At 61.0% G+C, this 21751-nt stretch carries 18 protein-coding genes; 15 read left to right on the forward strand and 3 right to left on the reverse strand.

The window, feature by feature from the left end; all coding sequences use genetic code 11:
* Nucleotides 1-55: 55 nt before the first annotated feature.
* Both J7447_RS23070 and J7447_RS23075 read right to left on the reverse strand, forming a co-directional pair.
* Nucleotides 56-1084: an ABC transporter substrate-binding protein gene (locus J7447_RS23070; RefSeq protein ID WP_031270233.1), complete on the reverse strand. Its 1029-nt coding sequence runs from the start codon at nt 1082-1084 to the stop codon at nt 56-58.
* Between the two features lie 198 nt (nt 1085-1282).
* On the reverse strand, nt 1283-2323 hold the full coding sequence (locus tag J7447_RS23075; RefSeq protein ID WP_075283361.1) for an ABC transporter substrate-binding protein: 1041 nt from the start codon (nt 2321-2323) through the stop codon (nt 1283-1285).
* Between the two features lie 211 nt (nt 2324-2534).
* On the opposite strand from J7447_RS23075, the gene J7447_RS23080 reads away from it, so the two are divergent.
* The 6 genes from J7447_RS23080 (at nt 2535) to J7447_RS23105 (ending at nt 10750) form a co-directional block, all read left to right on the forward strand.
* Complete coding sequence (locus J7447_RS23080; RefSeq protein ID WP_023002928.1) at nt 2535-3278, forward strand: response regulator transcription factor; 744 nt, start codon at nt 2535-2537, stop codon at nt 3276-3278.
* Entirely contained in the window at nt 3279-5396 is a 2118-nt protein-coding gene (locus tag J7447_RS23085) for an ATP-binding protein (RefSeq protein ID WP_152509349.1), read from the forward strand. It abuts the gene before it with no gap.
* Between the two features lie 491 nt (nt 5397-5887).
* The gene (locus J7447_RS23090) at nt 5888-6886 is read left to right on the forward strand and encodes a Gfo/Idh/MocA family oxidoreductase (RefSeq protein WP_031270236.1); all 999 of its coding nucleotides are present in this window, start codon (nt 5888-5890) and stop codon (nt 6884-6886) included.
* Nucleotides 6887-6888: 2 nt separating this feature from the next.
* Nucleotides 6889-8463, forward strand: a complete 1575-nt coding sequence (locus J7447_RS23095; protein WP_209171069.1) for a CoA-transferase — start codon at nt 6889-6891, stop codon at nt 8461-8463.
* The gene (locus tag J7447_RS23100) at nt 8460-9233 is read left to right on the forward strand and encodes an enoyl-CoA hydratase/isomerase family protein (protein ID WP_209171070.1); all 774 of its coding nucleotides are present in this window, start codon (nt 8460-8462) and stop codon (nt 9231-9233) included. The genes J7447_RS23095 and J7447_RS23100 overlap by 4 nt, the downstream gene beginning before the upstream one ends.
* The gene (locus J7447_RS23105) at nt 9230-10750 is read left to right on the forward strand and encodes an aldehyde dehydrogenase family protein (RefSeq protein WP_023002934.1); all 1521 of its coding nucleotides are present in this window, start codon (nt 9230-9232) and stop codon (nt 10748-10750) included. Before J7447_RS23100 ends, J7447_RS23105 begins: the two co-directional genes overlap by 4 nt.
* A gap of 8 nt (nt 10751-10758) precedes the next feature.
* On the opposite strand, the gene J7447_RS23110 is transcribed toward J7447_RS23105, so the two are convergent.
* Complete coding sequence (locus J7447_RS23110; protein ID WP_209171071.1) at nt 10759-11808, reverse strand: substrate-binding domain-containing protein; 1050 nt, start codon at nt 11806-11808, stop codon at nt 10759-10761.
* Between the two features lie 316 nt (nt 11809-12124).
* Here J7447_RS23110 and J7447_RS23115 point away from each other — a divergent pair, with 316 nt between their 5' ends.
* The 9 genes from J7447_RS23115 to J7447_RS23155 all read left to right on the forward strand — a co-directional run bounded on the left by J7447_RS23115 (nt 12125) and on the right by J7447_RS23155 (nt 21746).
* Nucleotides 12125-13327, forward strand: a complete 1203-nt coding sequence (locus tag J7447_RS23115) for an ABC transporter substrate-binding protein (RefSeq protein WP_228148126.1) — start codon at nt 12125-12127, stop codon at nt 13325-13327.
* A gap of 164 nt (nt 13328-13491) precedes the next feature.
* Entirely contained in the window at nt 13492-14397 is a 906-nt protein-coding gene (locus J7447_RS23120; protein ID WP_023002937.1) for a sugar ABC transporter permease, read from the forward strand.
* Nucleotides 14397-15269, forward strand: coding sequence for a carbohydrate ABC transporter permease (locus J7447_RS23125; protein ID WP_023002938.1), 873 nt, complete (start codon nt 14397-14399; stop codon nt 15267-15269). The genes J7447_RS23120 and J7447_RS23125 overlap by 1 nt, the downstream gene beginning before the upstream one ends.
* A 4-nt stretch (nt 15270-15273) precedes the next feature.
* On the forward strand, nt 15274-16383 hold the full coding sequence (gene ugpC / locus J7447_RS23130; protein ID WP_055659653.1) for a sn-glycerol-3-phosphate ABC transporter ATP-binding protein UgpC: 1110 nt from the start codon (nt 15274-15276) through the stop codon (nt 16381-16383).
* Nucleotides 16384-16386: 3 nt separating this feature from the next.
* Complete coding sequence (locus J7447_RS23135; protein ID WP_152505378.1) at nt 16387-17871, forward strand: GMC family oxidoreductase; 1485 nt, start codon at nt 16387-16389, stop codon at nt 17869-17871.
* Nucleotides 17868-18626, forward strand: a complete 759-nt coding sequence (locus J7447_RS23140; RefSeq protein ID WP_209171072.1) for a 3-ketoacyl-ACP reductase — start codon at nt 17868-17870, stop codon at nt 18624-18626. The genes J7447_RS23135 and J7447_RS23140 overlap by 4 nt, the downstream gene beginning before the upstream one ends.
* Before the next feature lie 25 nt (nt 18627-18651).
* A complete protein-coding gene (locus tag J7447_RS23145; protein WP_286189470.1) occupies nt 18652-20244 on the forward strand; it encodes a GMC family oxidoreductase N-terminal domain-containing protein in 1593 nt (530 codons plus the stop codon).
* The gene (locus J7447_RS23150; protein ID WP_209171074.1) at nt 20241-20555 is read left to right on the forward strand and encodes a Dabb family protein; all 315 of its coding nucleotides are present in this window, start codon (nt 20241-20243) and stop codon (nt 20553-20555) included. The genes J7447_RS23145 and J7447_RS23150 overlap by 4 nt, the downstream gene beginning before the upstream one ends.
* Nucleotides 20556-20582: 27 nt before the next feature.
* Nucleotides 20583-21746 (forward strand): dihydrodipicolinate synthase family protein, encoded by a 1164-nt coding sequence (locus J7447_RS23155; RefSeq protein WP_209171075.1) that lies wholly within the window; start codon nt 20583-20585, stop codon nt 21744-21746.
* Nucleotides 21747-21751: the final 5 nt, after the last annotated feature.

Raw genomic sequence — 21751 nt, forward strand, 5'->3', positions numbered from 1 at the left:
GAAGCCCGCACCCGGCTTTTAGGCAGCCGTGTGCGGACTTCTTCGGGTGTTGGGGTCAGTTGGCGATAGCGCCAATCTCACGGTCCCAACGCTCCAGGAGGCTCTTGCGGGTATCCGGATTGCCGTAGGTGGTGAAGTCGTAGTCGATCAGCTTGATATCTTCGAACTTCGGTGCTTCCGGCGGAACTTCGGCAGCCTTGTTGGACGGCAGCTGGAAGGACTTTGCCTCTTTCATGCGGGACTGAACTTCCGGGGACAGGGCCCAGTCGTACCAGACCTTCGCATTGTCGAGGTTGCGGGCACCCTTGACGATGGACATGGAGCCGATTTCATAACCGGTACCTTCGCACGGTGCGATTGCCTTGACCGGGAAGCCGGAAGCAGCCTGTGCAATGGCGTCATGCATGAAGACGATACCGAGGCCGGTTTCGCCGCGTGCCGCGGCCTTCACCGGTGCAGAACCCGACTTGGTGTACTGGGACACGTTGTTGTTGAGTTCCTTCAGATAGTCGAAGGCCTCGTCTTCGCCCATGATCTGAACCAGGGAAGCAAGCGCGGTATAGGCGGTGCCGGAAGAGTTCGGGTTGGCGACCTGGATTTCAGCTTTCAGCTCAGGTTTCAGGAGGTCTGCCCAGCAGGCGGGTTCGGCAAGGCCCTTGTCCTTGAAGATTTCGGTGTTGTAACCCCAGCCGAGAGCGCCGGCATAAACGCCAACGGTCTTGAAGCCGGAGCTTTCCGCCTGCTTCTGAGCCCACTCATGAAGGTCTGCGAGCTTTTCCGACTTGTATTCCTGGGTCAGGTTTTCAGAAGCTGCCTGAAGATGCGGGTCGCCGGTGCCGCCCCACCAGATATCGGTCTTCGGATTGCGGGATTCGGCGCGGATCTTTGCGTAGCTTTCGCCTGACGACAGGCGCACCATGTTGACCTTGATGTCATGCTTGGCTTCGAAGTCGCCCTGCAGCTGTTCACAGATCACGACATCCGCCGAACAGATGACATTGAGGTCGCCCGCTGCCATGGCCGGAGCAACCGAGTAGGTTGCTGCCGTTGCAAGCAGTGCGACGGAAAGTGATTTCAAAGACATGGTTTCCTCCACTTTTGGCTTTCAGCCTGTTACCTGCCCGGACGGGCAGGCGTTTGTTTCAGCCCGGGGGCTGATGTGTTGACCGGCATGAGGCAAAGCTTTCCCGTTCGGATCCGCCTCCACGGGTCCGTTGCCGGTCGAATTTCAAATGACGAACTCCGGATTTTTCCTTCGCTGGCGAAGGGGCAATCTCGTCCTTTACTGGGTGGCTACAGGGGTTGCCGTCTGCAGCACCTCCTTGTCGAAACGGTCGAGCAGTCTTCGCCTCTGGTCAGGTGAACCGAAGGTGGCGAAGTCGTAGTCGACCATGCGAATGAGTGAAATATCGGGGGCTGCCGGTGGCAGCGACGCTTTCGCGTTTGCGGGTATCTGGTTCTGTCCCGAGGCCGCGCAGGTTTCCTGTCCTTCCGGGCTCAGCGCAAAATCGACGAACAGGCGTGCAGCCTCGGGGTTTCTGGCGCCCTTGACGATGCTGACGGCGCCGATCTCGTAGCCGGTGCCTTCGCAAGGTGCGACGATGACCATGGGCGCGCCGGCAAGTTTCTGCGTCACCGCGTCGTGGATGAAAGAGATGCCGATGCCTGTCTCACCACGGGCGGCTGCCTGAACCGGTGCTGCGCCCGAAGTGGTGAACCGGTCGATGTTTTTCGCAAGCGCCGCCAGATATTCGAAAGCCTCGTCTTCCCCCAGCAGCTGAACGAGCGTTGCCAGCATCGTATAGGCGGTTCCCGAGGAATTCGGATTGGGCATCTGAACAAGGCCCTTGTACCGCGGTGCGGTCAGGTCCTTCCAGCAGGACGGAGCGGCAACGCCATGCTCAGCCAGAAAGTCGGAATTATAGCCAAACCCGAGTGCGCCTGCATAAATGCCTGCCGCCTTGCCGCCTGACATCAGAAAGAAATTCTGCGCCCAGGGCAGCGTGTCCTCAAAGTTTTTCGGCTGGTAGGGTTCAAGCAGGTCTTCGCCTGCTGCCTGCAGGTGGGTATCACCGGTGCCGCCCCACCAAACGTCGATCTCTGGTGCGTCGCGCTCGGCCCGGACCCTGTCGAGGATCTCGCCGGTGCTTCTGCGTTCCATGGAAACATCAAGGCCGGTCTTTTCCTCGAAGACAGCCTCCATCATCTGGCACCACTCGACCTGCACGGCACACAGGACATTCAGGTCCTGCGCCGAAGCAGCGTTGAGCGACAGCGACAGCCATACGGCCGCACCCGCTCCGAGTGACGCGATGAATTTCATGTTTCCTCCCAGTCCGGAACCAGGCCCCGGACAGCTATTACCATGGCAGAAGAGGCAGTGTTCGCAACAGGAGATTGGTTACTGTTGTTTCGCTGGCAAAAGAAAAGAGTTACAAATATTACAAGCCTTACAAATGTGACAAGCAATTGAAAAACCAAGGCTTTGCATAATACGGCTCTATGCCTATGATGTCACTCGGGAGGACATAGGTTTGCTGAACGAAGGCATCAAGATCCTGATCGTGGAGGACGATCAGGATATGGCGGAATTGATATCGGATCTTCTGGAAGCCGAAGGCTGGTCGCCGGTTGCCGCGCGCTCGGCGGAAGAGGCTGCGCGGATCCTGCCGGAGCATGCCTTTCATCTGGTTCTGGTCGACCATAACCTGCCGGGCATGTCCGGCCGGGTGTTTGCGCAGAAGCTGCGGTCGCAGACCGATATCGGCATTGTGATGGTGACGGCCGCCGGTAGCGCCGCAGAGCGTGTGCTTGGCCTTGAAACCGCCGCCGACGATTATGTGGTCAAGCCGTTCGAGCCGATTGAACTCACCGCCCGGATCAAGGCGGTGCTCCGGCGGATGCATCCGTCCCTGCGCGGCAGCGACAAGGACACCATCAGCGTTCAGCACGAGCCGACCGCGCTGCTTCTGGGCGACTGGGTGATCGATCTCGTCAATCGCAAGGCCGTCTGCACGTCTCACCCGACCCGGACGCTGACGTCGTCGGAATTTTCCCTGCTGGAGATCCTGGCATCGACGCCGAACGAACCGGTGAGCCGGACCAAGATCCTGGAACAGCTGGGCGCGGAAACGGACAGGCTGATCGATCGCAACGTCGATGTTCTGGTCCTGCGGCTTCGCCGCAAGATCGAGCGAAACCCGGACCTGCCGCAACATATCAAGACCCGCCGGGGGAAGGGCTACATCCTGCATCAGGATCCCGCCCATGCACCTTAAATGATCAGCCGGCCGGTTCTTTCTTCCATTGCCTTCAGGTTGCCTGCCGCCATCGCGCTGATCTGCGCCGTCGCCTTCACGCTGTCGGCCATCGCGATCTACGGGCTTTTGAAGGCGCGTGAGGAAACCGCCGCTTACGGGCTGCAGGCCTTCACCAGTCTGGCTGATGCCGCGCTGGTCTCGCGGCAGGTGTCCGACCTCGTCTCCAGTGCGCCTTTCCTGATGAATGCGACCTCGCCCTACACCGTCTCTGGCAAGAGCCGGCTGCTGGTGGAGCAGGTCGACCAGTTGTTGAGTTCGCTTCCTGACTATCCGCCGGGCAAGGAGACCTACCGGGCTGCCAACACACGGATCTTCGAACTTCTCGGGCAGATCCGTGCGCAGACGCTCGCGCTGTCTGCCAAGGCCGAAACGGCCCAGCACTACAAGGAAGAAGTCTCCTCCGCGCTCGGCATGATCGCCGTTGCCGACACGGCCAGCCAGAAGGAACCTCGTCAGCGCCTCAATGCCATCGTGCATTCCGTGTCGAGTGCGGGCAGCCTGTTTCAGCTTGGCGAGTTGAAGCGGCGCTATGTGGCGGAGCCGGCCGCGGCCTCATTGCCGCCGTCGGACCTCAGGCCCTATGAGCGGGTTTTCGAGGCGCAGACCAGCTATCTCCTGGAAATGTTCGCCGTGCGCAGCGCAATTGCCAGACTGCACACGGTGGCGCGAGAGCTGTCCCTTGCGACGGAAACCCAGTCAGGCATCGTGACGGAAACCCTCAACCGGGATTTCCAGTCGACTTCGGCCACCTTGCAGCAGCTTCTGGTGATCGTTGCCGTGGCTTCACTGCTGGTGCTGACAATGGCGGTGATGTCGATCCGTTCGGTCATCCGGGTATCGAAAGGCATCGTTTCGCTGTCCAGCGGCATGAACGCCCTTGCCAAGGGGCAGAAGGATGTCGGTCCGCCGGTCTATCAGGGCGATGAAACCGAGCTCCTGAACCTGCAGCAGGCCTTTCTCGCCTTCAAGGAAAGCGTTGACCGGGTCACACGTCTGCGGCGCACGGCGGAGGCCGCTGCCAGGACAATCCGTTCCACCTTCCGCAGCATGAATGAGGGCATTGCCATCTTCGATGCTGCCGGCAAACCGGTCACCATGAACCGGCGGGTCATCGAATTGCTGGGTCACAAGGGTGCTGCCCGCAAGCTGCCTCTTGTCCAGTTTCTGGAACCGGTCCCGGAAATCCGGACCGAACTGCTTCCGGGTGCGCCCGACGGCAGACCCTTGAGCGCCCCCTTTTCCGTACGTCATCGTTCCGAGAACGGGTCGGTGACGGAAATCTCGCTGTCGCGGCAAAGCGATGATGGTGTCGTGCTGCTCGCCCGGGATGTGACCTTGCTGGACCGGCAGGAAGCGGAGGCAGCCAAGGCCCAGCGGCTTGACGGCATCATGCGCCTGACGCACCAGCTCAGCCACGAGGTCGGCAACACCATCGGCATCATTACCGGAAGCCTCGGACTGCTGGAGCGGGACGGCGGCTTCAGCGATCGCCAGGCCCGCAACATTGCCCGCATTCGCAAGGCGGCGGATCGAGGTCGGTCGCTTGCCAGCAGCATGTTGACAATCGGCCGTCAGCAACCTGCCAACCTCAGCCGCATCGGTATGTCCTCGTTGCTGCGCGGCATGGCGGACATCCTGGAAATTGCCATCGGCGAGAAATGCAGTCTGAAACTGGATCTGGACGACAGCTTGCCACCGCTGGTGCTTGATCCGGAACTCTTCGAGCAATCGGTACTCAATCTCTGCCTGAATTCGGCAGCGGCGATGCCCGACGGCGGCGAAGTGCAGGTTGCCACATTTTCAAACGGGGACGCGGTCGTGGTTGCCGTCCGGGACACGGGCATCGGCATGAGCCGGGAAGAGGTCGACAAGGCCTTCGAGCCCTATTTCACCACCAAGACCAGCGAAGGCGGCGCGGGGCTGGGCCTCGCTGTCGTCTACGGCTTCGTTCGCCAAAGCGGCGGCACGGCAAATATCTTCTCCGAGCCGGGCAAGGGCACGACCGTCGAGCTTCGGTTTCCACAGGACGTGGAAAATGCCGGGGAAGCTACCCCGCGCATCCAGGCGGTTTCCTGAGGCGCTGACTATCCACCTGCGGAACGTTTCCAAGTTCATCGTATTCGGAACCACCTCACCACCTGAGTCACCCCGGACAAGCGAAGCGCAGATCCGGGGCCTACTCGCGAAGCCGCTTGCTGAAGCCGATGTCATCGTCTTGATGGTTGCTGCACCTTGCGAACGCTCTGGAAATGAGTGGGTCCCGGGTCTCGCGATGCACGCCCGGGGTGACGCAGGGGCGTGTTGTGAAATGGGGGCAATTTCTGATGCAGTGCTGAGCCGGCGAGAGCCTAGCTGCCTTAAGCCGTTGATAAGGCGGAGATGTCTGGAGACTTTGAGCAATGCGAACGTGTTGCGGAATGTTGTCCAACCCGATCATCGATCTCGTCTTTCTCTCCAATTTCACGTCCTTGCAAAATTCCACTCTTGACTCATTTGGAACGTTCCAGTAATTGTTCCGATCAAGAAATTGGAACGTTCCAAAATTAAGAGTTATTCGGGAGGAATGGATGCGTTGGGCCCTTATCGGTGCAAGCCGAATTGCGTCGAGTTACATGATCGATGCGATCCGCTCGCAGAATGCCGACATTCAGTCCGTCCTGAGTTCGGATGCGGCCCGCGGCGAGGCGTATGCCCGTGAGCATGGTATTGCCGACAGCTTCACGGATCTGGATGCGCTCCTTGCGGATGACAGTGTCGACGCGGTCTATATTTCCACCACCAACGAAAAGCACCATGCGCAGGCGCTGGCCGCGATCGCTGCCGGCAAGCATGTGCTGTGCGAAAAACCGCTGGCCATGACCCTGGATGAGGCCGGTGAAATGGTTCGCACTGCCGCCGGCAAGGGTGTGGTCTTTGCGACCAATCATCATTTGCGCAATGCCGGGTCTCATCTGGCCATCCGCGAGCTGATCGCTTCCGGCCGCATCGGCAAGGTGTTGAGCGCGCGCGTCTTCCACGCGGTCAACCTGCCGGACGCGTTGCGCGGCTGGCGCATCAACGATGCGGCTGCCGGTGGCGGCGTCATTCCCGATATCACCGTGCATGACGCGGACACCATCCGCTTCCACCTGGGTGAAGATCCGCAGGAAGTCGTTGCCAAGGCAGCAGCCTCAGGCCTCGGAGAAGGGGTCGAGGACAGCGTGATGTCCGTCTGGTCGATGCCGTCGGGTGCCATGGTGCAGTCGCATGAAAGCTTCACGCATAAATTTGCGGGAACCGGCATCGAGTTTCATGGCACGGATGGGTCGATCTTCGCCCGCAACGTCATGACCCAGGAACCTGTCGGAGCGGTTCGTCTGGTCGATGCGGATGGCGAACACGAGATCTCCTACGACAAGCATAACCTCTACCACCGCGCGCTCGGTCTCTTTGCCGATGCGGTCAACGGCAAGGGGCGTCCTTCTGCCGATGGTGTCGACGGGGTCAAGTCGCTGGCGGTCGCCCTTGCCGTGCGTGAGGCCGCGCAGTCCGGCAAGGCCGTTGCCGTCAACTATGGAGGCTTCTGAACATGACCTCCAAGATCGTTTCCATGGCGGATGCCGCCGCCCGCATTCAGGACGGCGCGGTCATCACCGTTTCCTCTTCCTCCGGTCTCGGGTGCCCGGACAAGATCCTTGAGGCCATTGGCACAAGGTTCGACAGCGAAGGGCACCCGAGAAACCTCACGACGCTCCATCCCATTGCCGCCGGCGACATGTACGGCATCAAGGGGATCGACCACCTTGCCAAGGACGGTCTGCTGTCGACCATCATTGCAGGGTCCTACCCCTCCGGTCCGTCCAACCTGCCGATGCCGGCGATCTGGCAGATGCTGGTGGAGAACCGGGTAGCTGCCTACAACGTGCCTTCCGGCATCCTGTTCGACATGCACAGGGATGTTGCGGCCCGCCGCCCGGGCGTCATGACCAAGGTCGGGCTGGACACCTTCGTCGACCCGATCCGTCAGGGCTGTGCCATGAACGATGTTGCGGCAGACCGGCCCATCGTGTCCCGGCTGGAGCTTGGCGGCGAAACCTGGCTGCATTTTCCGAATATCGTGCCGGATGTCGCCATCATTCGGGCAACGACTGCGGATGAACGCGGCAACCTCACCTACGAACACGAAGGCGCCTATCTCGGCGGCCTGGAGCAGGCGATTGCCGTGCGCAATCACGGCGGCCTGGTGATCGCGCAGGTGAAGCGTGTGACGGCCTCGGGCTCGCTGCGTCCGCACGATGTCCGTGTGCCCGGTCATCTGGTCGATCTCATCGTTGTCGATCCGGACCAGCGCCAGACCACGGAAACCGGTTACGACCCGGCGATCTCGGGCGAGATCATGCGGCCATGGTCCAGCTTCTCGCTTGCCGAGCACGGCATCGAGAAGGTTGTCGCCCGCCGGGCAGCAATGGAACTCAAGTCCGGCCAGACGGCAAACCTCGGCTTCGGCATTTCGGCGATGGTGCCACGCGTGCTGCTGGAAGCCGGTCAGGAACAGGCCGTCACCTGGGCGATCGAGCAAGGTGCGACCGGCGGCATGCCGCTGACGGGTTTTGCTTTCGGCTGCGCCTCCAACGCCGATGCTTACATGCCGTCGCCGCAGCAGTTTACCTACTTCCAGGGGGGCGGTTTCGATGTCTCCTTCCTGTCCTTCCTGGAGATCGACCTGGATGGCAACGTCAATGTCTCCAAGCTTGGCAAGAAGCCCTATCTGACCGCAGGTTGCGGCGGGTTTGTCGACATCACTGCGAACGCGCGCAAGATCGTGTTCTCGGGTCTTTTCGAGGCGGGTGCCGATCTGGAGTTGACGGAACACGCACTGAAGGTGCGGACGCCGGGCAAGTTCACCAAGATGGTGGACGAGGTCGAGCATGTCACTTTCTCCGGCCGCAGGGCGAAGGAACTCGGCCAGGACGTCATCTATGTGACCGAGCGCTGCGTTATCCACCTGACCGATGCAGGCCTGGTGGCGACGGAGATCATGCCGGGCATCGATCCGGCACGTGACATCGTCGATGCTTCGAAGGGCCGGGTCCGGCTCGCAAACGATCTGGTCGAGATGCCGAAAGCGCTTCTGTCCAGAGGGGCGATGGAGCTGAGCCTGTGAGCGCGCTGCATCTCATCCGTCACGGGGCAATCGCCGAGCTGAAGCTGGACAATCCGGCCAAGCTGAATGCGTTCACGCTCGACATGCTGAAGGCGGTTGAACCCTTTTGCGATGAGCTGGAGCGCGATGCGTCGATCCTTGCGGTGGTGATTACGGCGGAGGAGAGCAAGGCCTTTTGTGCCGGCGCGGACATTCTCGAATGGTCCGAGCTGTCGCCTTACGACTTTGTCCGCCACTGGGTGCGCGAAGGCCACCGGGTTTTTGACCGGCTGGCGAGGCTTTCCAAGCCGACGGTGGCTGCGCTTGGCGCGCACGCCTTTGGTGGTGGACTGGAGTTTGCAGCGACCGCCGATATCCGCGTGATGGCGCCAAGGGCGACGCTGGCGCTGCCGGAAGCATCCGTCGGCATCGTACCGGGTTGGTCCGGCACGCAACGGTTGATCCGTTTGCTGGGTGAGCCGATGGTGAAGGAAATGGCCCTGTTCGGCCGGCGCATCTCCGCAGAACGTGCCTATGCGGCGGGCTTTGCAGCCGAGATATCCGACGATCCGGCTTCAGCTGCGTTCGAGATGGCCGAGAAGCTGGCCGACAAATCGTCCCGGGCCGTGGAAGTGGCCAAATACATGATCCATGCCGCCGTGGGTGAAGATCGCAGTGCCATGATCGAGGCGCTCGGCTCCGGCATGATCAGTCCGACAGAAGATCGCAACGAGGGCGTTACCGCCTTCCGTGAAAAGCGCAAACCGAATTTCCTGGAAGTTAAGTCATGAGTGACCTGAACGTCGTTTCCATCAGCGAAGCAAAACTCCCGGCCGAACCCTTCGTCGCCCGTCACCTGATCGATGGCGACTGGCGTCAGAGCGCTGACGGCTCAACCTTCGATCGTGTGTCTCCGTCCCATGGCAGCGTTGTCACGAAGGCGGCGAAGGGCGGTGCCCGTGATGTTGATGCGGCGGTATCCGCCGCGCGGCTTGCTTTCGACAAGGGGCGCTGGTCGCGCACCAGCGGCAAGGAGCGGGCAACGCTTCTCTTGAAGATCGCCGATCTGATCGACCGGGAACGGGAGCGGATCGCTTATTGGGAAACGCTGGAATCCGGCAAGCCGATCAGCCAGGCCATGGCTGAAATCGAAGGCGCGTCCGATATCTGGCGCTTTGCCGCTTCGCTGGCGCGCACCATGCACGGCGAAAGCTACAATTCACTCGGCAGCGACATGCTCGGCCTGGTTCTCAAGGAGCCGGTCGGTGTCGTCTCCATCATTACACCGTGGAACTTTCCGTTCCTGATCGTGTCGCAGAAACTGCCCTTCGCGCTGGCCGCCGGCTGCACCGCGGTTATCAAACCTTCCGAAATGACCCCGGCAACGACGGTCATTCTGGGTGAACTGTGCATCGAAGCCGGTATTCCGGCCGGGGTCGTCAACATCGTCCTTGGCTATGGCGATCCGGTTGGAACGGCGATGACCGCCGACAAGCGTGTCGACATGGTCACCTTCACCGGCTCGACCGGCGTCGGCAAGGCCATCGTCAAGGCGGCGGCCGGAACCTTGAAGAAGGTCTCGCTGGAACTTGGTGGCAAGAACCCGCAGGTCATCTTCCCGGATGCCGACCTCGAAAGCGCCGTCGATGCGGTTGTCTTCGGCGTCTATTTCAATGCAGGCGAATGCTGCAACTCCGGATCCCGGATCATTGTGCACGAAGACATCGCCGAGGCGTTCCTGAAGGCGACAGTGGACCTGTCGCGGAAGGTGCCCTTCGGCGATCCTCTGGACCCATCGACCAAGGTCGGCGCGATCATCACGCCCGACCACCAGAGCAAGATCGACAAATATGTGCGCGATGCCGCGGACGCCGGAGCGACTGTCCACCTGGGTGGGGAAGCCCTGACGGTTCCTGGCCTTGCGGGACAGTTCTACCAGCCGACGATCGTTGCGGATGTAAAAAGCGACATGCCGATCGCCCGCGAAGAAGTGTTCGGGCCGGTGCTTTCGGTGCTGACTTTCAAGACGCTGGATGAGGCGATCGAACTCGTCAACGATGCCGACTACGGTCTGTCCGCCGGTGTGTGGAGCGAGAACGTTCACACCTGTCTGGAATTCGCCCGCCGGGCGCATGCAGGCACGGTGTGGACCAACACCTGGATGGATGGTTTTGCGGAACTGCCCTTCGGCGGTGTGAAGGAAAGCGGCCAGGGCAGGGAACTTGGCAAATACGGACTGGACGAGTTCCTGGAAGCCAAGACCGTGACCATGCGCATCGGCAAGACCCGGGCACCCTGGGTGGCGTGATGAGCAGGCTAGTCCGAAATCGAGAAGGCGCCTTCGGGCTTCAGGAGGATCTGCATATCCTCCATGGGGGCGCCGTCGATCCTCGCGAGAAGAACCTTGGCCATGGCTCTGCCGGTGGCACGCAGGTCCTCGTCGATGGTCTCGATTCTCGGGCGGAAATGATTGGAAATGGGCGAGGCGCGCTTGGCGACGACGTCGATTTCCATACCGGGTGTCAGACCGATGTCGTTGAGATAGGCCAGGGTGACCAGGGCCATGACCTCACCGACACAGACATAACCGTCGGGCGCGTTGGGGCCGGCATGGAGCGAGCGCAGGGTCGCTGCGATCTCGTCGGGCTCGCTGTCGAGGTCAACGCCATCGGGAACCGTCAATTGAATGCCATGGGAAATGGCTGCCTGGCGGGCGCCGAACCGCAGGTGCTGACCGAAGGTGTAGCGTTCGTTCGGCATGACCATGCAAATGTGTTTGCGCCCCTTTGCAACCAGTCGCTCCACGGCCATGCGAGCGAAAACCTCGTTGTCGAAGTCGACGTAAGGGTGGGGCGTGGTGAAGTCCGTCCGGCCATGGGTGGCAAAGGGGAAGTTGTGCTCCAGCAGGTAGCGGACCCGCTCGTCAAAGCATTCGGTGCGGGTAAAGACAATGGCGTCTGCCAGCGAGTGCCTGCGGATGTTGCGAATTGCCTCAAGCCGGTCGTCGGCAAGGCCGTCTGCTGTAATGGTGATCGCGTAGCCTGTTCCGGCAAGGCCTTCGGACATGCCGCCGAGAAACTCGGATGTGAAGCTGAGAAACTCGTGCCGTGTGTTCAGGAGAAGACTGATGACCTTGGTGCGGCCGGTGCGCAGGCGCTGTGCCGCGCGATTGGGAACGTAGCCGAGACGGCGGGCAACTTCGGAAACGCGTTCGCGCGTCGTCTCCGCGATCCTGGGGTCTCCGGCAAGGGCGCGGGAAACCGTGGTCACCGCGAAGCCTGCCTCCTGCGCCACCGTGCGCAAGGTGGGACGCGGCAGCTTTTCGGCGGCGCGACCGCTGTTGGGTTCAAAGGTTTTTCGCGTCATGCCCGTTCACTTCAGCCGAAGCCTTCTAGCTCAAAAAGCAAGCCAAGTCTAATCAGGGCTTTTGTAACGTTACAACACAATAATGTGCTGCACTGCAGCACCGAAACATCCGCCTTAATAGTATGTAAGACAAACGAAACTCTTTGTTTTTCGGGAGTGATGAAAATCGTTGACACCACTCCGGTTTGCAACGTTACAATAAACGTTGCGTGACACTCGAATGCCGGGCTCCGGCACTCGAAACGCCTTTAGGCACCTTATGGGAGGAATATCGATGTCTTTGAAATCTCTGAAGCTGGGCCTCGCCGCCCTTGCAATGAGCACAAGCCTGGCGTCCGCCGCCGATGTTGAAGTTCTGCACTGGTGGACTTCCGGCGGTGAAGCTGCTGCTCTGAACGTTCTGAAGCAGGACCTGGAAAGCCAGGGCATCGGCTGGCAGGACATGCCGGTTGCAGGTGGCGGCGGTACCCAGGCCATGACCGTGCTGCGCGCACGCGTTACCTCCGGCAACCCGCCCACCGCCGTACAGATGCTCGGCTTCGACATCACCGACTGGGCCAAGGAAGGCGCACTTGCCGACCTGAACATCCTGGCCGGCATGGAAGGCTGGGACGACGTGGTTCCGGAAGCCCTGCAGAAATTCTCCAAGTATGACGGCAAGTGGGTCTCCGCTCCGGTGAACGTCCACTCCACCAACTGGGTCTGGGCGAACAAGGCCATCCTCGACGAGCTTGGTATCGAGCCGCCGCAGAACTGGGACGAATTCGTTGCCGCTCTGGAAAAGGTCAAGGCATCCGGCAAGACCGCGATCGCGCACGGCGGTCAGGCCTGGCAGGACGCGACCATCTTCGACGCAGTCGTGATGGCGACCGGTGGTCCCGAGTTCTACCAGAAGGCCTTCATCGACCTGGACGAGGAAGCGCTCGGCTCCGACACCATGAAGGAATCGTTCGACCGCATGGCCGTGATTCGCTCCTATGTGGATGACAACTTCTCCGGTCGTGACTGGAACCTTGCGACCGCCATGGTCATCAATGGCGATGCAGCCTTCCAGATGATGGGCGACTGGGCGAAGGGTGAATTCCTGAATGCCGGCAAGAAGCCGGATGAAGACTTCCTCTGCTTCCGCTTCCCGGGCACCCAGGACCAGGTGACCTTCAACGCCGACCAGTTCGCGATGTTCGCGCAGGGTCCGGAAGTCGGCAAGGAGCAGGCTGCCCTGGCAACCGCCATCCTGTCACCGAGCTTCCAGTCCGCGTTCAACGTCGTCAAAGGCTCCGTTCCGGCCCGGACCGACGTGCCGAACGATGACTTTGACGCCTGCGGCAAGAAGGGCATGGTGGATCTGAAAAAGGCTGCCGACAGCGGCAACCTCTACGGCTCCATGGCGCATGGTCACGCCAACCCGGCTGCCGTCAAGAACGCCATGTATGACGTGATCACGGCGCATTTCAACGGGGAATACGACAGCGAAACCGCTGTTGCAGAACTCGTTACCGCCGTTCAGATCAACAAGTAACGACCGCGCGGAGAGCGGTGATCCGTCACCGCTCTCCCACCGGTTCGGCGGACCGTCTCGCGGTTGCAAGCAACCGCCTGAAGCCGGCCGGAACCAAAGTCTCAGAGCTGCCGCGCGCGTTCGCTGGAACGCCGGCAAAAGTGCTCTAGGTCGGGGAACTCAAGATGTCTCTCTCTGAAACGGCGAACCCGCGCGGTTCCGTTGTTGACAGACTGCGTGATGCTTTGCCCAAACTCGTGCTCAGCCCGACGATCGCCATCGTGGCAATCTTCGTTTACGGCTTCATCGCCTTCACGCTTTATCTGTCTTTCACGGACAGCCGTATTCTGCCCACCTTCGGCTGGGTCGGCTGGCAGAATTATGAAAACCTCTTCAAGATCCGTGCGTGGGATACGGCCGTTTGGAACCTTGTGGTTTTCGGCGTTCTCTACATCACCATCTGCTGCGTCCTGGGTCTGCTGCTGGCGATCCTTCTCGATCAGAAGATCCGCGCAGAAGGCTTCATCCGCACGATCTACCTCTATCCGATGGCGCTCAGCTTCATCGTGACCGGAATTGCCTGGAAATGGTTCCTCGACCCGGGCATCGGTATCGAGGCCGTCGTGCGCGGCTGGGGCTGGGAAACCTTTACCTTCAACTGGATCAAGGACCGGGATTTCGCGATCTACACCATCGTGATCGCGGCGGTCTGGCAGACCTCGGGCTTCGTCATGGCGATGTTCCTTGCGGGCCTGCGCGGTATCGACAGCGAGATGATGAAAGCTGCCCAGATCGACGGTGCTTCCACGTTCGCGCTTTATCGCCGGATCGTGATCCCGCAGCTTCGTCCTGCCTTCATGTCGGCCTTCGTGGTGCTCGCCCATATGGCGATCAAGTCCTACGACCTGGTGATCGCCCTGACAGGCGGCGGACCGGGCACCGCAACCGAAGTGCCGGCAACCTTCATGTATTCCTACACATTCACCCGTAACCAGATGGGCATCGGTGCGTCTTCCGCCGTGATCATGCTGATGACGATCGCCGCGATCATCGTGCCCTACCTCTGGTCAGAGCTCAGGGAGAAAAAGTGATGTCGACGATGTCCAAGTCTTCCTCCCTGCGTCCGGCCCGGGTGATCCTGTATCTGCTGCTCGCGCTGTTCTGCATCTACTACCTGCTGCCGCTGTACGTGATGGTGGTCAACTCGCTGAAGCCGCTGACCGAAATCACTTCGGGCGGGATGATGGCGCTGCCGCAGGAGTGGACCATCGCTCCGTGGCAAAGTGCCTGGTCGAGTGCCCAGGTGGGTGTTGAGGCAACGGGTCTGCGGCCCTATTTCCTCAACTCCATCATCATGGTCGTTCCGGCGGTCGCCCTGTCGACGCTGGTCGGCGCGCTGAACGGTTACGTTCTCACCAAATGGACGTTCCGCGGTGCGACCATCCTGTTCGGCTTGCTGCTGTTCGGCTGCTTCATTCCGTTCCAGATGGTGCTGATCCCGATGGCTCGCATGCTGGGTCTGATGGGCATCGCCGGCACGGTGCCGGGGCTGATCTTCGTACACTTCGTCTACGGCATCGGCTTCTCGACGCTCTATTTCCGCAACTACTATGCGGCCTTTCCGACAGAGCTTGTCCGGGCGGCGCAGATCGACGGTGCCGGTTTCTTCCGGATCTTCTGGCGCATCCTGCTGCCATCGTCCGGTCCGATCGCGGTGGTCTGCATCATCTGGCAGTTCACCAACATCTGGAACGACTTCCTGTTCGGCGCGTCCTTCTCCGATTTCGACAGCCAGCCGATGACCGTTGCCCTCAACAACCTGGTGCAATCCTCCACCGGGGTGAAGGAATACAACGTGCATTTCGCCGGCGCGATCATGGCCGCGCTGCCAACCCTTCTCGTCTACATCGTCGCGGGCCGCTACTTCGTGCGTGGTCTGATGGCAGGCTCAGTAAAAGGATAAGACAATGGGCTTTCTCGACATCAAGCAGGCGACCAAGTCTTATGGATCCTTGCGGGTCCTGCATGAAACCGACATCTCCATCGAAGAGGGCGAGTTCCTCGTGCTCGTCGGCCCGTCCGGCTGCGGCAAGTCCACCCTGCTCAACATGATTGCCGGCCTGGAGGACATCACTTCCGGCGAGATCGCGATCAAGGGGAAGAGCATGAACGGCGTCAAGCCGGCGGACCGCAACATCGCAATGGTGTTCCAGTCCTACGCGCTTTACCCGAACATGACCGTTGCCGGGAACATCTCCTTCGGCATGGAAATGCACGGCATTGCGAAGCCGGAACGCGAAAAGCGGATCGGCCAGGTGGCCGATCTCCTTCAGATCAGCCATCTGCTCGACCGCAAGCCGGGCCAGCTTTCCGGTGGTCAGCGCCAGCGTGTCGCCATGGGGCGTGCACTGGTGCGCGAGCCGGACGTGTTCCTGTTCGACGAGCCGCTGTCCAACCTGGATGCAAAGCTGCGCGTCGACATGCGCACGGAAATCAAGAAGCTGCACCAGAAGCTCGGCACGACAATCGTCTATGTGACCCATGACCAGATCGAGGCACTGACGCTGTCGACCCGGATCGCTGTCATGTTCGGTGGCTATGTCCAGCAGCTGGGCACGCCGAAAGAGATCTACGACAATCCGGCCAACATGTTCGTGGCGGGCTTCATGGGATCGCCTTCCATGAACCTGTTCCCGGCCAAGGTGGTCTCGGCGGACGGCAGGCCGGCTGCGGAAGTCTCGCTGGCAGACGGCAAGACGGCGGCCATTCCGTTTGCCTCCGACGCGCTCTCTTCCAGCATCGGCAAGGACATCATCCTCGGCATTCGGCCGGAAGCCATTACCGACAAGGATGGTGCCGACCGCAATTCCAAGGCGGTTCACATCGTCGATGCTCCGGTGGAAGTCACCGAGCCGGCAGGCTCCGACACGTTCGTCGTCAGCCAGATCGGCGGCAAGGACGTGACCGGCCGCTTCCGTGCCGACGTTGCCGTGAAGGCGGGAGAAGTGTTCCCGTTTGCCTTCAACATGGAAAAGGCGGTCGCTTTCGACCCGAAGACCGAAAAGCGGATCGCCTGACCCATGAATACGGCGCCCGACATTGTGATCATCGGCAGCGGCATGGGGGGAGCTTCCCTTGCCGCAGGCCTTGCTCCGACCGGGGCCAAGATCACGATTCTGGAACGGGGATACCGGATACCGGACGATGCTCCGGCCCGGGACCCCTGGCGCATCTATACCAACAGCGCCTTCCGGGCACCGGAAACCTGGCTCGACGGACAGGGTAATCCGTTCGAGCCGGGCAATTACTACAATGTCGGTGGCAACTCGAAGCTCTACGGTGCGGTGCTGATCCGTTACCGGGAAGAGGACTTCAGCGCGCTGGAGCATTATGACGGTGTTTCACCTGCCTGGCCGATTGCCTATGACGAGCTGTCGCCCTGGTATGACGCCGCCGAACAGCTTTTCCAGGTTCGGGGGGATACCGCTTCCGATCCGACTGAACCGCCGCACGGTAGGCCATATCCGTTTCCGCCCATCCCGGACGAGGAAGCCATCCGGATTGCCCGGCGGCGCCTTGAGCAGGCGGGCGTTCGCCCGTTCAGCCTGCCCCTGGGGGTTGATATCGACCGCTGGCTGGATGCCGGGCACACCGGCTGGGACGGTTACCCCGATCTCAGATGCGGCAAGATGGATGCGGAAACCTGTGCGCTGGAAGCCGCAATGGCCCATGACAACGTCACCCTTGTCACCGGTGCCGAAGTCACCGCGCTCCGGACGGGCTACAAGTCCGGCCGAATAGATGAAGTCCACTACAGCAAGGACGGTGAAGAGATCTGCCTGACACCGGGGGTCGTTGCCCTGTGTGCGGGGGCGGTCCAGTCCGCGGCGCTCTTGTTGCGGTCCGGCGTTGCCAACCTCTCGGACTATGTCGGCCGTTGTTTCATGAACCACAATGCGACGGCGATGATCGCCATCGATCCGCGGTTCCGGAATACTTCCGTTTATCAGAAGACCTTCGGCCTGAATGACTGGTATCTCGATGACGGCGAAGACGGCAAGCCATTGGGCAACGTCCAGCTGCTGGGGCGGGTAACGCCGGATATCCTGAAGATCCAGGTGCCGCAGTTGCCGAAATTCGCTGCCCGCTGGATTTCTGGGCATGCCCTTGATCTCTATCTGATTTCCGAGGATCTGCCTGATCCTGAAAGCCGGGTTGTCCTGAAGGACGGCAAGATCCAGCTCATCTGGCAGCGGTCCAACATGACGGCGCACAGGAAGCTGGTCGAGAAGACCCGCAAGACCCTGCGCGAGGCCGGTTTCCCGCTGGTTCTGTCGCGCCTGTTCGACGGCAGGGTGCCTTCGCATCAGTGCGGCACGGTGCGCATGGGCGATGATCCGGCTAACTCCGTGCTCAATCCGGACTGCCGGTCCTGGGATCATCCGAACCTGTTTGTGGCCGATGCGGGAGCGCTGCCGACTTCGGCTGCCGTCAATCCGGCCCTCACGGTTGCGGCATTGGCACTGCGCGCCGCCGAAACGATCAAGAAGGACCTGGCGGCATGAACAGGATCGCACTTGTCACCGGTGGCCAGCGCGGCATCGGTCTTGGCATTTCGAGGGCTCTCGCGGAGGCCGGTTACACGGTTGCCATCGCCGCTCAGGAAGAAGCGGGCGCACCGGAGGTGATCGAAGCCCTGAACAGCCTGGGTGGCAAGGGCCGCTATTTCCGGCATGACCTTCTGGACATCGACCATTGCAAGACGCTGCTCGACCGGGTGGAGGCGGATCTCGGGCCGGTGACGGCTTTTGTTTCCAACGCGGGCGTTCCGGCCAGGATCCGGGGCGACATGCTGGATCTGGCGCCCGACAGTTTCGACTTCGTCATGGGTGTCAACCTGCGCGGGGCCTTCTTCCTGGCGCAGGAAGTGGCGAGACGCATGCTGAATCAGCCGTCAGACAGCTATCGCTCGATGAGTTTCATCACCTCCGTAAGTGCGGAGATGGTGTCGATCGAAAGGGCGGAATACTGCCTGTCGAAAGCAGGCGCCGCCATGATGGCGGAGCTTTTCGCCGTCCGGCTTGCGCCGCATGGCATCGGTGTCTTCGAGCTAAGGCCAGGCATCATCGAAACCGGCATGACCGCCGGAGTGAAAGACAAATACACGGCCCGGATCGAAGGCGGTCTGGTGCCTGCTGCCAGGTGGGGGCAGCCCGCCGATATCGGCTCAATCATCGTGCCGATTGCCGATGGCCAAATGGCCTTTGCAACCGGTTCGACCTTCGCGGTGGACGGCGGACTGTCGATCCCCCGGCTTTAGAGCGAGTTGTTCTGAGAGACTTCAGATGAATACAGGCTACGACTTCATCATCATCGGTGGTGGCAGCGCCGGCTCGGTTGTTGCCGCGCGTTTAACCGAGAACCCGGACGTTTCCGTGCTGCTGCTGGAAGCAGGCGGACGCGACTGGCATCCGTTCTATCACCTGCCTGCCGGCTTTGCGAAAATGACCAAGGGGATCGGCTCCTGGGGCTGGCACACGGTGCCGCAAAAACACATGCAGAACCGCGTGTTCCGGTATACCCAGGCCAAGGTGATTGGCGGCGGTTCGGCCATCAATGCGCAGATCTATACCCGCGGCAATGCGCTCGATTATGACGAGTGGCGTCAGATGGGCTGCGAGGGCTGGGGCTATGAAGATGTTCTGCCCTATTACCGCAAGGCCGAGGACAACGACACCTACGACAACCGCTACCACGGCAAGGGCGGCCCGCTCGGCGTTTCCAGGCCCTGTGCCCCGCTGCCGATCTGCGAAGCCTATTTCGAAGCCGCTGCTGCGCTCGGCATTCCGAAAAACGAGGACGTGACCGGCGAGAAGCAGGACGGTGTTGCCTACTACCAGCTGACACAGCGCAATGCCCGCCGGTCTTCCTCCGCCATGGCGTATCTGGCGCCCAACAAGGGCAGGCCCAATCTCCACATCAAGATCGGTGCCCAGGTGCGCCGTATCGTGGTGGAAGGTGGCAAGGCGACCGGTGTCGAACTTATCGACGGCACCCGGCTGACGGCGGGCTCTGAAGTCATTCTGTCGTCCGGCTCCATCGGCTCGCCCCGTCTGCTTCAGCTTTCCGGCATCGGTCCCGCGGACGAACTCAGAAAGCTCGGCATCGATATCGCCTATGACCAGCCTGAGGTCGGTTCCAACCTGCAGGACCATCTAGACCTTTACTGCATTTGCGAAGTCAGTGGCCCGCATACCTACGACCGCTATGCCAAGCCGCATCTCTCTGTGCTGGCCGGCCTTCAATATCTGCTCACCCGGCGCGGGCCGGTGTCCTCCAGCCTGTTCGAGACGGGCGGGTTCTGGTACGCGAACCCCGATGCGCGTTCGCCGGACCTTCAGTTCCATCTGGGTCTGGGGACGGGGATCGAATCCGGCGTTGCCGCCATGCCGGACGGCGGCGTGACGCTCAACTCCTGTTATCTTCGTCCGCGCTCAAGGGGCAGCGTGCGCCTGAAGAGCTCCAATCCCGCAGATGCTCCGTTAATCGACCCGAATTACCTGCAGGACAGCCAGGACCGGGAAATGTCGATCCGGGGTCTGAAGCTGACGCAGGAAATTCTGGCGCAGGCACCGCTGAAGCCCTTCATCAAGGCCGAGCACTTGCCGGGGCCAGGAGTGAAGACCGACGAAGACTACTTCCGCTTCATCTGCGAACACTCCAAGACCTCCCATCACCCGGCAGGTACCTGCCGCATGGGCTCCGACGACAAGGCCGTGGTCGATCCGCGCCTGAGGTTCAACGGTATCGAGGGGTTACGTGTGGTCGATGCCTCGATCATGCCGACGGTCATCTCATCCAACACCAATGCCGCGGCCATCATGATCGGCGAGAAAGCCTCCGACATGATCCACCAAGATCACGGGGCGCTGTCATGATCCGCCATATCGTTCTCATCAAGTTTCAGCCGGACGTTGCCGAAGAGCTGATCGAAAGCCTGTTTCAGGAACTCAGAAGCATCCGCGATCAGGTGTCCGGCATCGGCGAGATCGTTTCGGGCCGCAGCGAAAGCCCGGAACAGATCGAACGGGGCTACATGCACGGTTTCACCGTCGATTTCGAAAGCTGGGAGGCACTGGAAGCCTACCAGACCCATCCGGACCACAAGGCGCTCGGCGCCAAGTTGGTCGCCAATGCCATCGCCGGGATCGATGGCATTCTCGTCCTCGATATTCCCGTCTCGGCCTGACCGGCCGCCAAGTTTCCGGAGCGTATCATGCTGACCCTGCCCACCTACGAAAACCGTCTGGAACCCTACAGCCTCATCGGAGAAGCCCTGACCCCGCGTGCCCCGCGCGTGCCGCTGACCCGCACCGCTTTTGCCGCAGCGCATGTGGTGTCCGATCCGCTGCGCGAGCGCGATCCCTGGGTTGGTTCTCCGGCTGTCGATTGGGAAAATACGCTGAAATTCCGGCACTGGCTGTGGGATCAGGGGCTGGGATTGGCCGAGGCGATGGACACTGCGCAGCGCGGCATGGGCGTTGACTGGGCAACGGCAAAGGAACTGATCGAACGCACCATGAAAGAGGCGAAGGCGCATCCGCTGAAGCCGCGTGTTGCCTGCGGGGCAGGCACCGATCAGGTGCCGCTGGAAAATCTCAAGACGAAGGACGACATCGTTGCGGCCTATACGGTCCAGCTGGAGGCCATCGAGGCGGCAGGCGGTCAGGCGATCCTGATGGCATCGCGGGCGTTTCCCGCCATCGGGGCCGGGTCGGACGATTACGCCGACGTCTATGGCCGGCTGATCCGTCAGGCGCGGGAGCCGATCATCCTGCACTGGCTGGGCGATATGTTCGATCCGGAATTGACCGGCTATTGGGGGTCTAAGGATGTCTCGGCGGCGTCCGACGCCGTCCTCGCCATCATCGAAAGCCATGCAGCGAAGGTCGACGGCATCAAGATCTCCTTGCTCGATCAGGCACACGAAGAATCCTTCCGTGCACGCTTGCCCGACGGTGTGCGGCTTTATACCGGCGATGACTTCAACTATGCAGATCTGATCGCCGGCGATGGCAAGCACTATTCGCATGCTCTGCTAGGGGCCTTTGCGGCGATTGCCCCCGTGGCGAGCCAGGCGCTTGAGGCATTGGCGGAAGGGGATATGGATACCTATCACCAGCTCTTCGCGCCAACCGTTCCGCTGAGCCGGGAAATCTTCAAGGCTCCGACCCGCTTCTACAAGGCCGGAATCGCGTTTCTTGCCTGGCTGAACGATGCCCAGAGCCACTTCATCATGCCGGCCGGTTTTCAGTCTTCGCGTGAGATTGCCCATTATGCAGAGGTCTTCCGGCTTGCGGATCAGGCGCGTTTGTTGTCAAAGCCGGAGATCGCCGAGGAGCGCATGGGGCTGCTCCTGAAACTGCACGGGATCGGATAGACCTT

Source organism: Labrenzia sp. R5_0, from assembly GCF_017743835.1.
In the GTDB taxonomy this organism is placed as follows: Bacteria; Pseudomonadota; Alphaproteobacteria; order Rhizobiales; family Stappiaceae; genus Roseibium; species Roseibium algicola.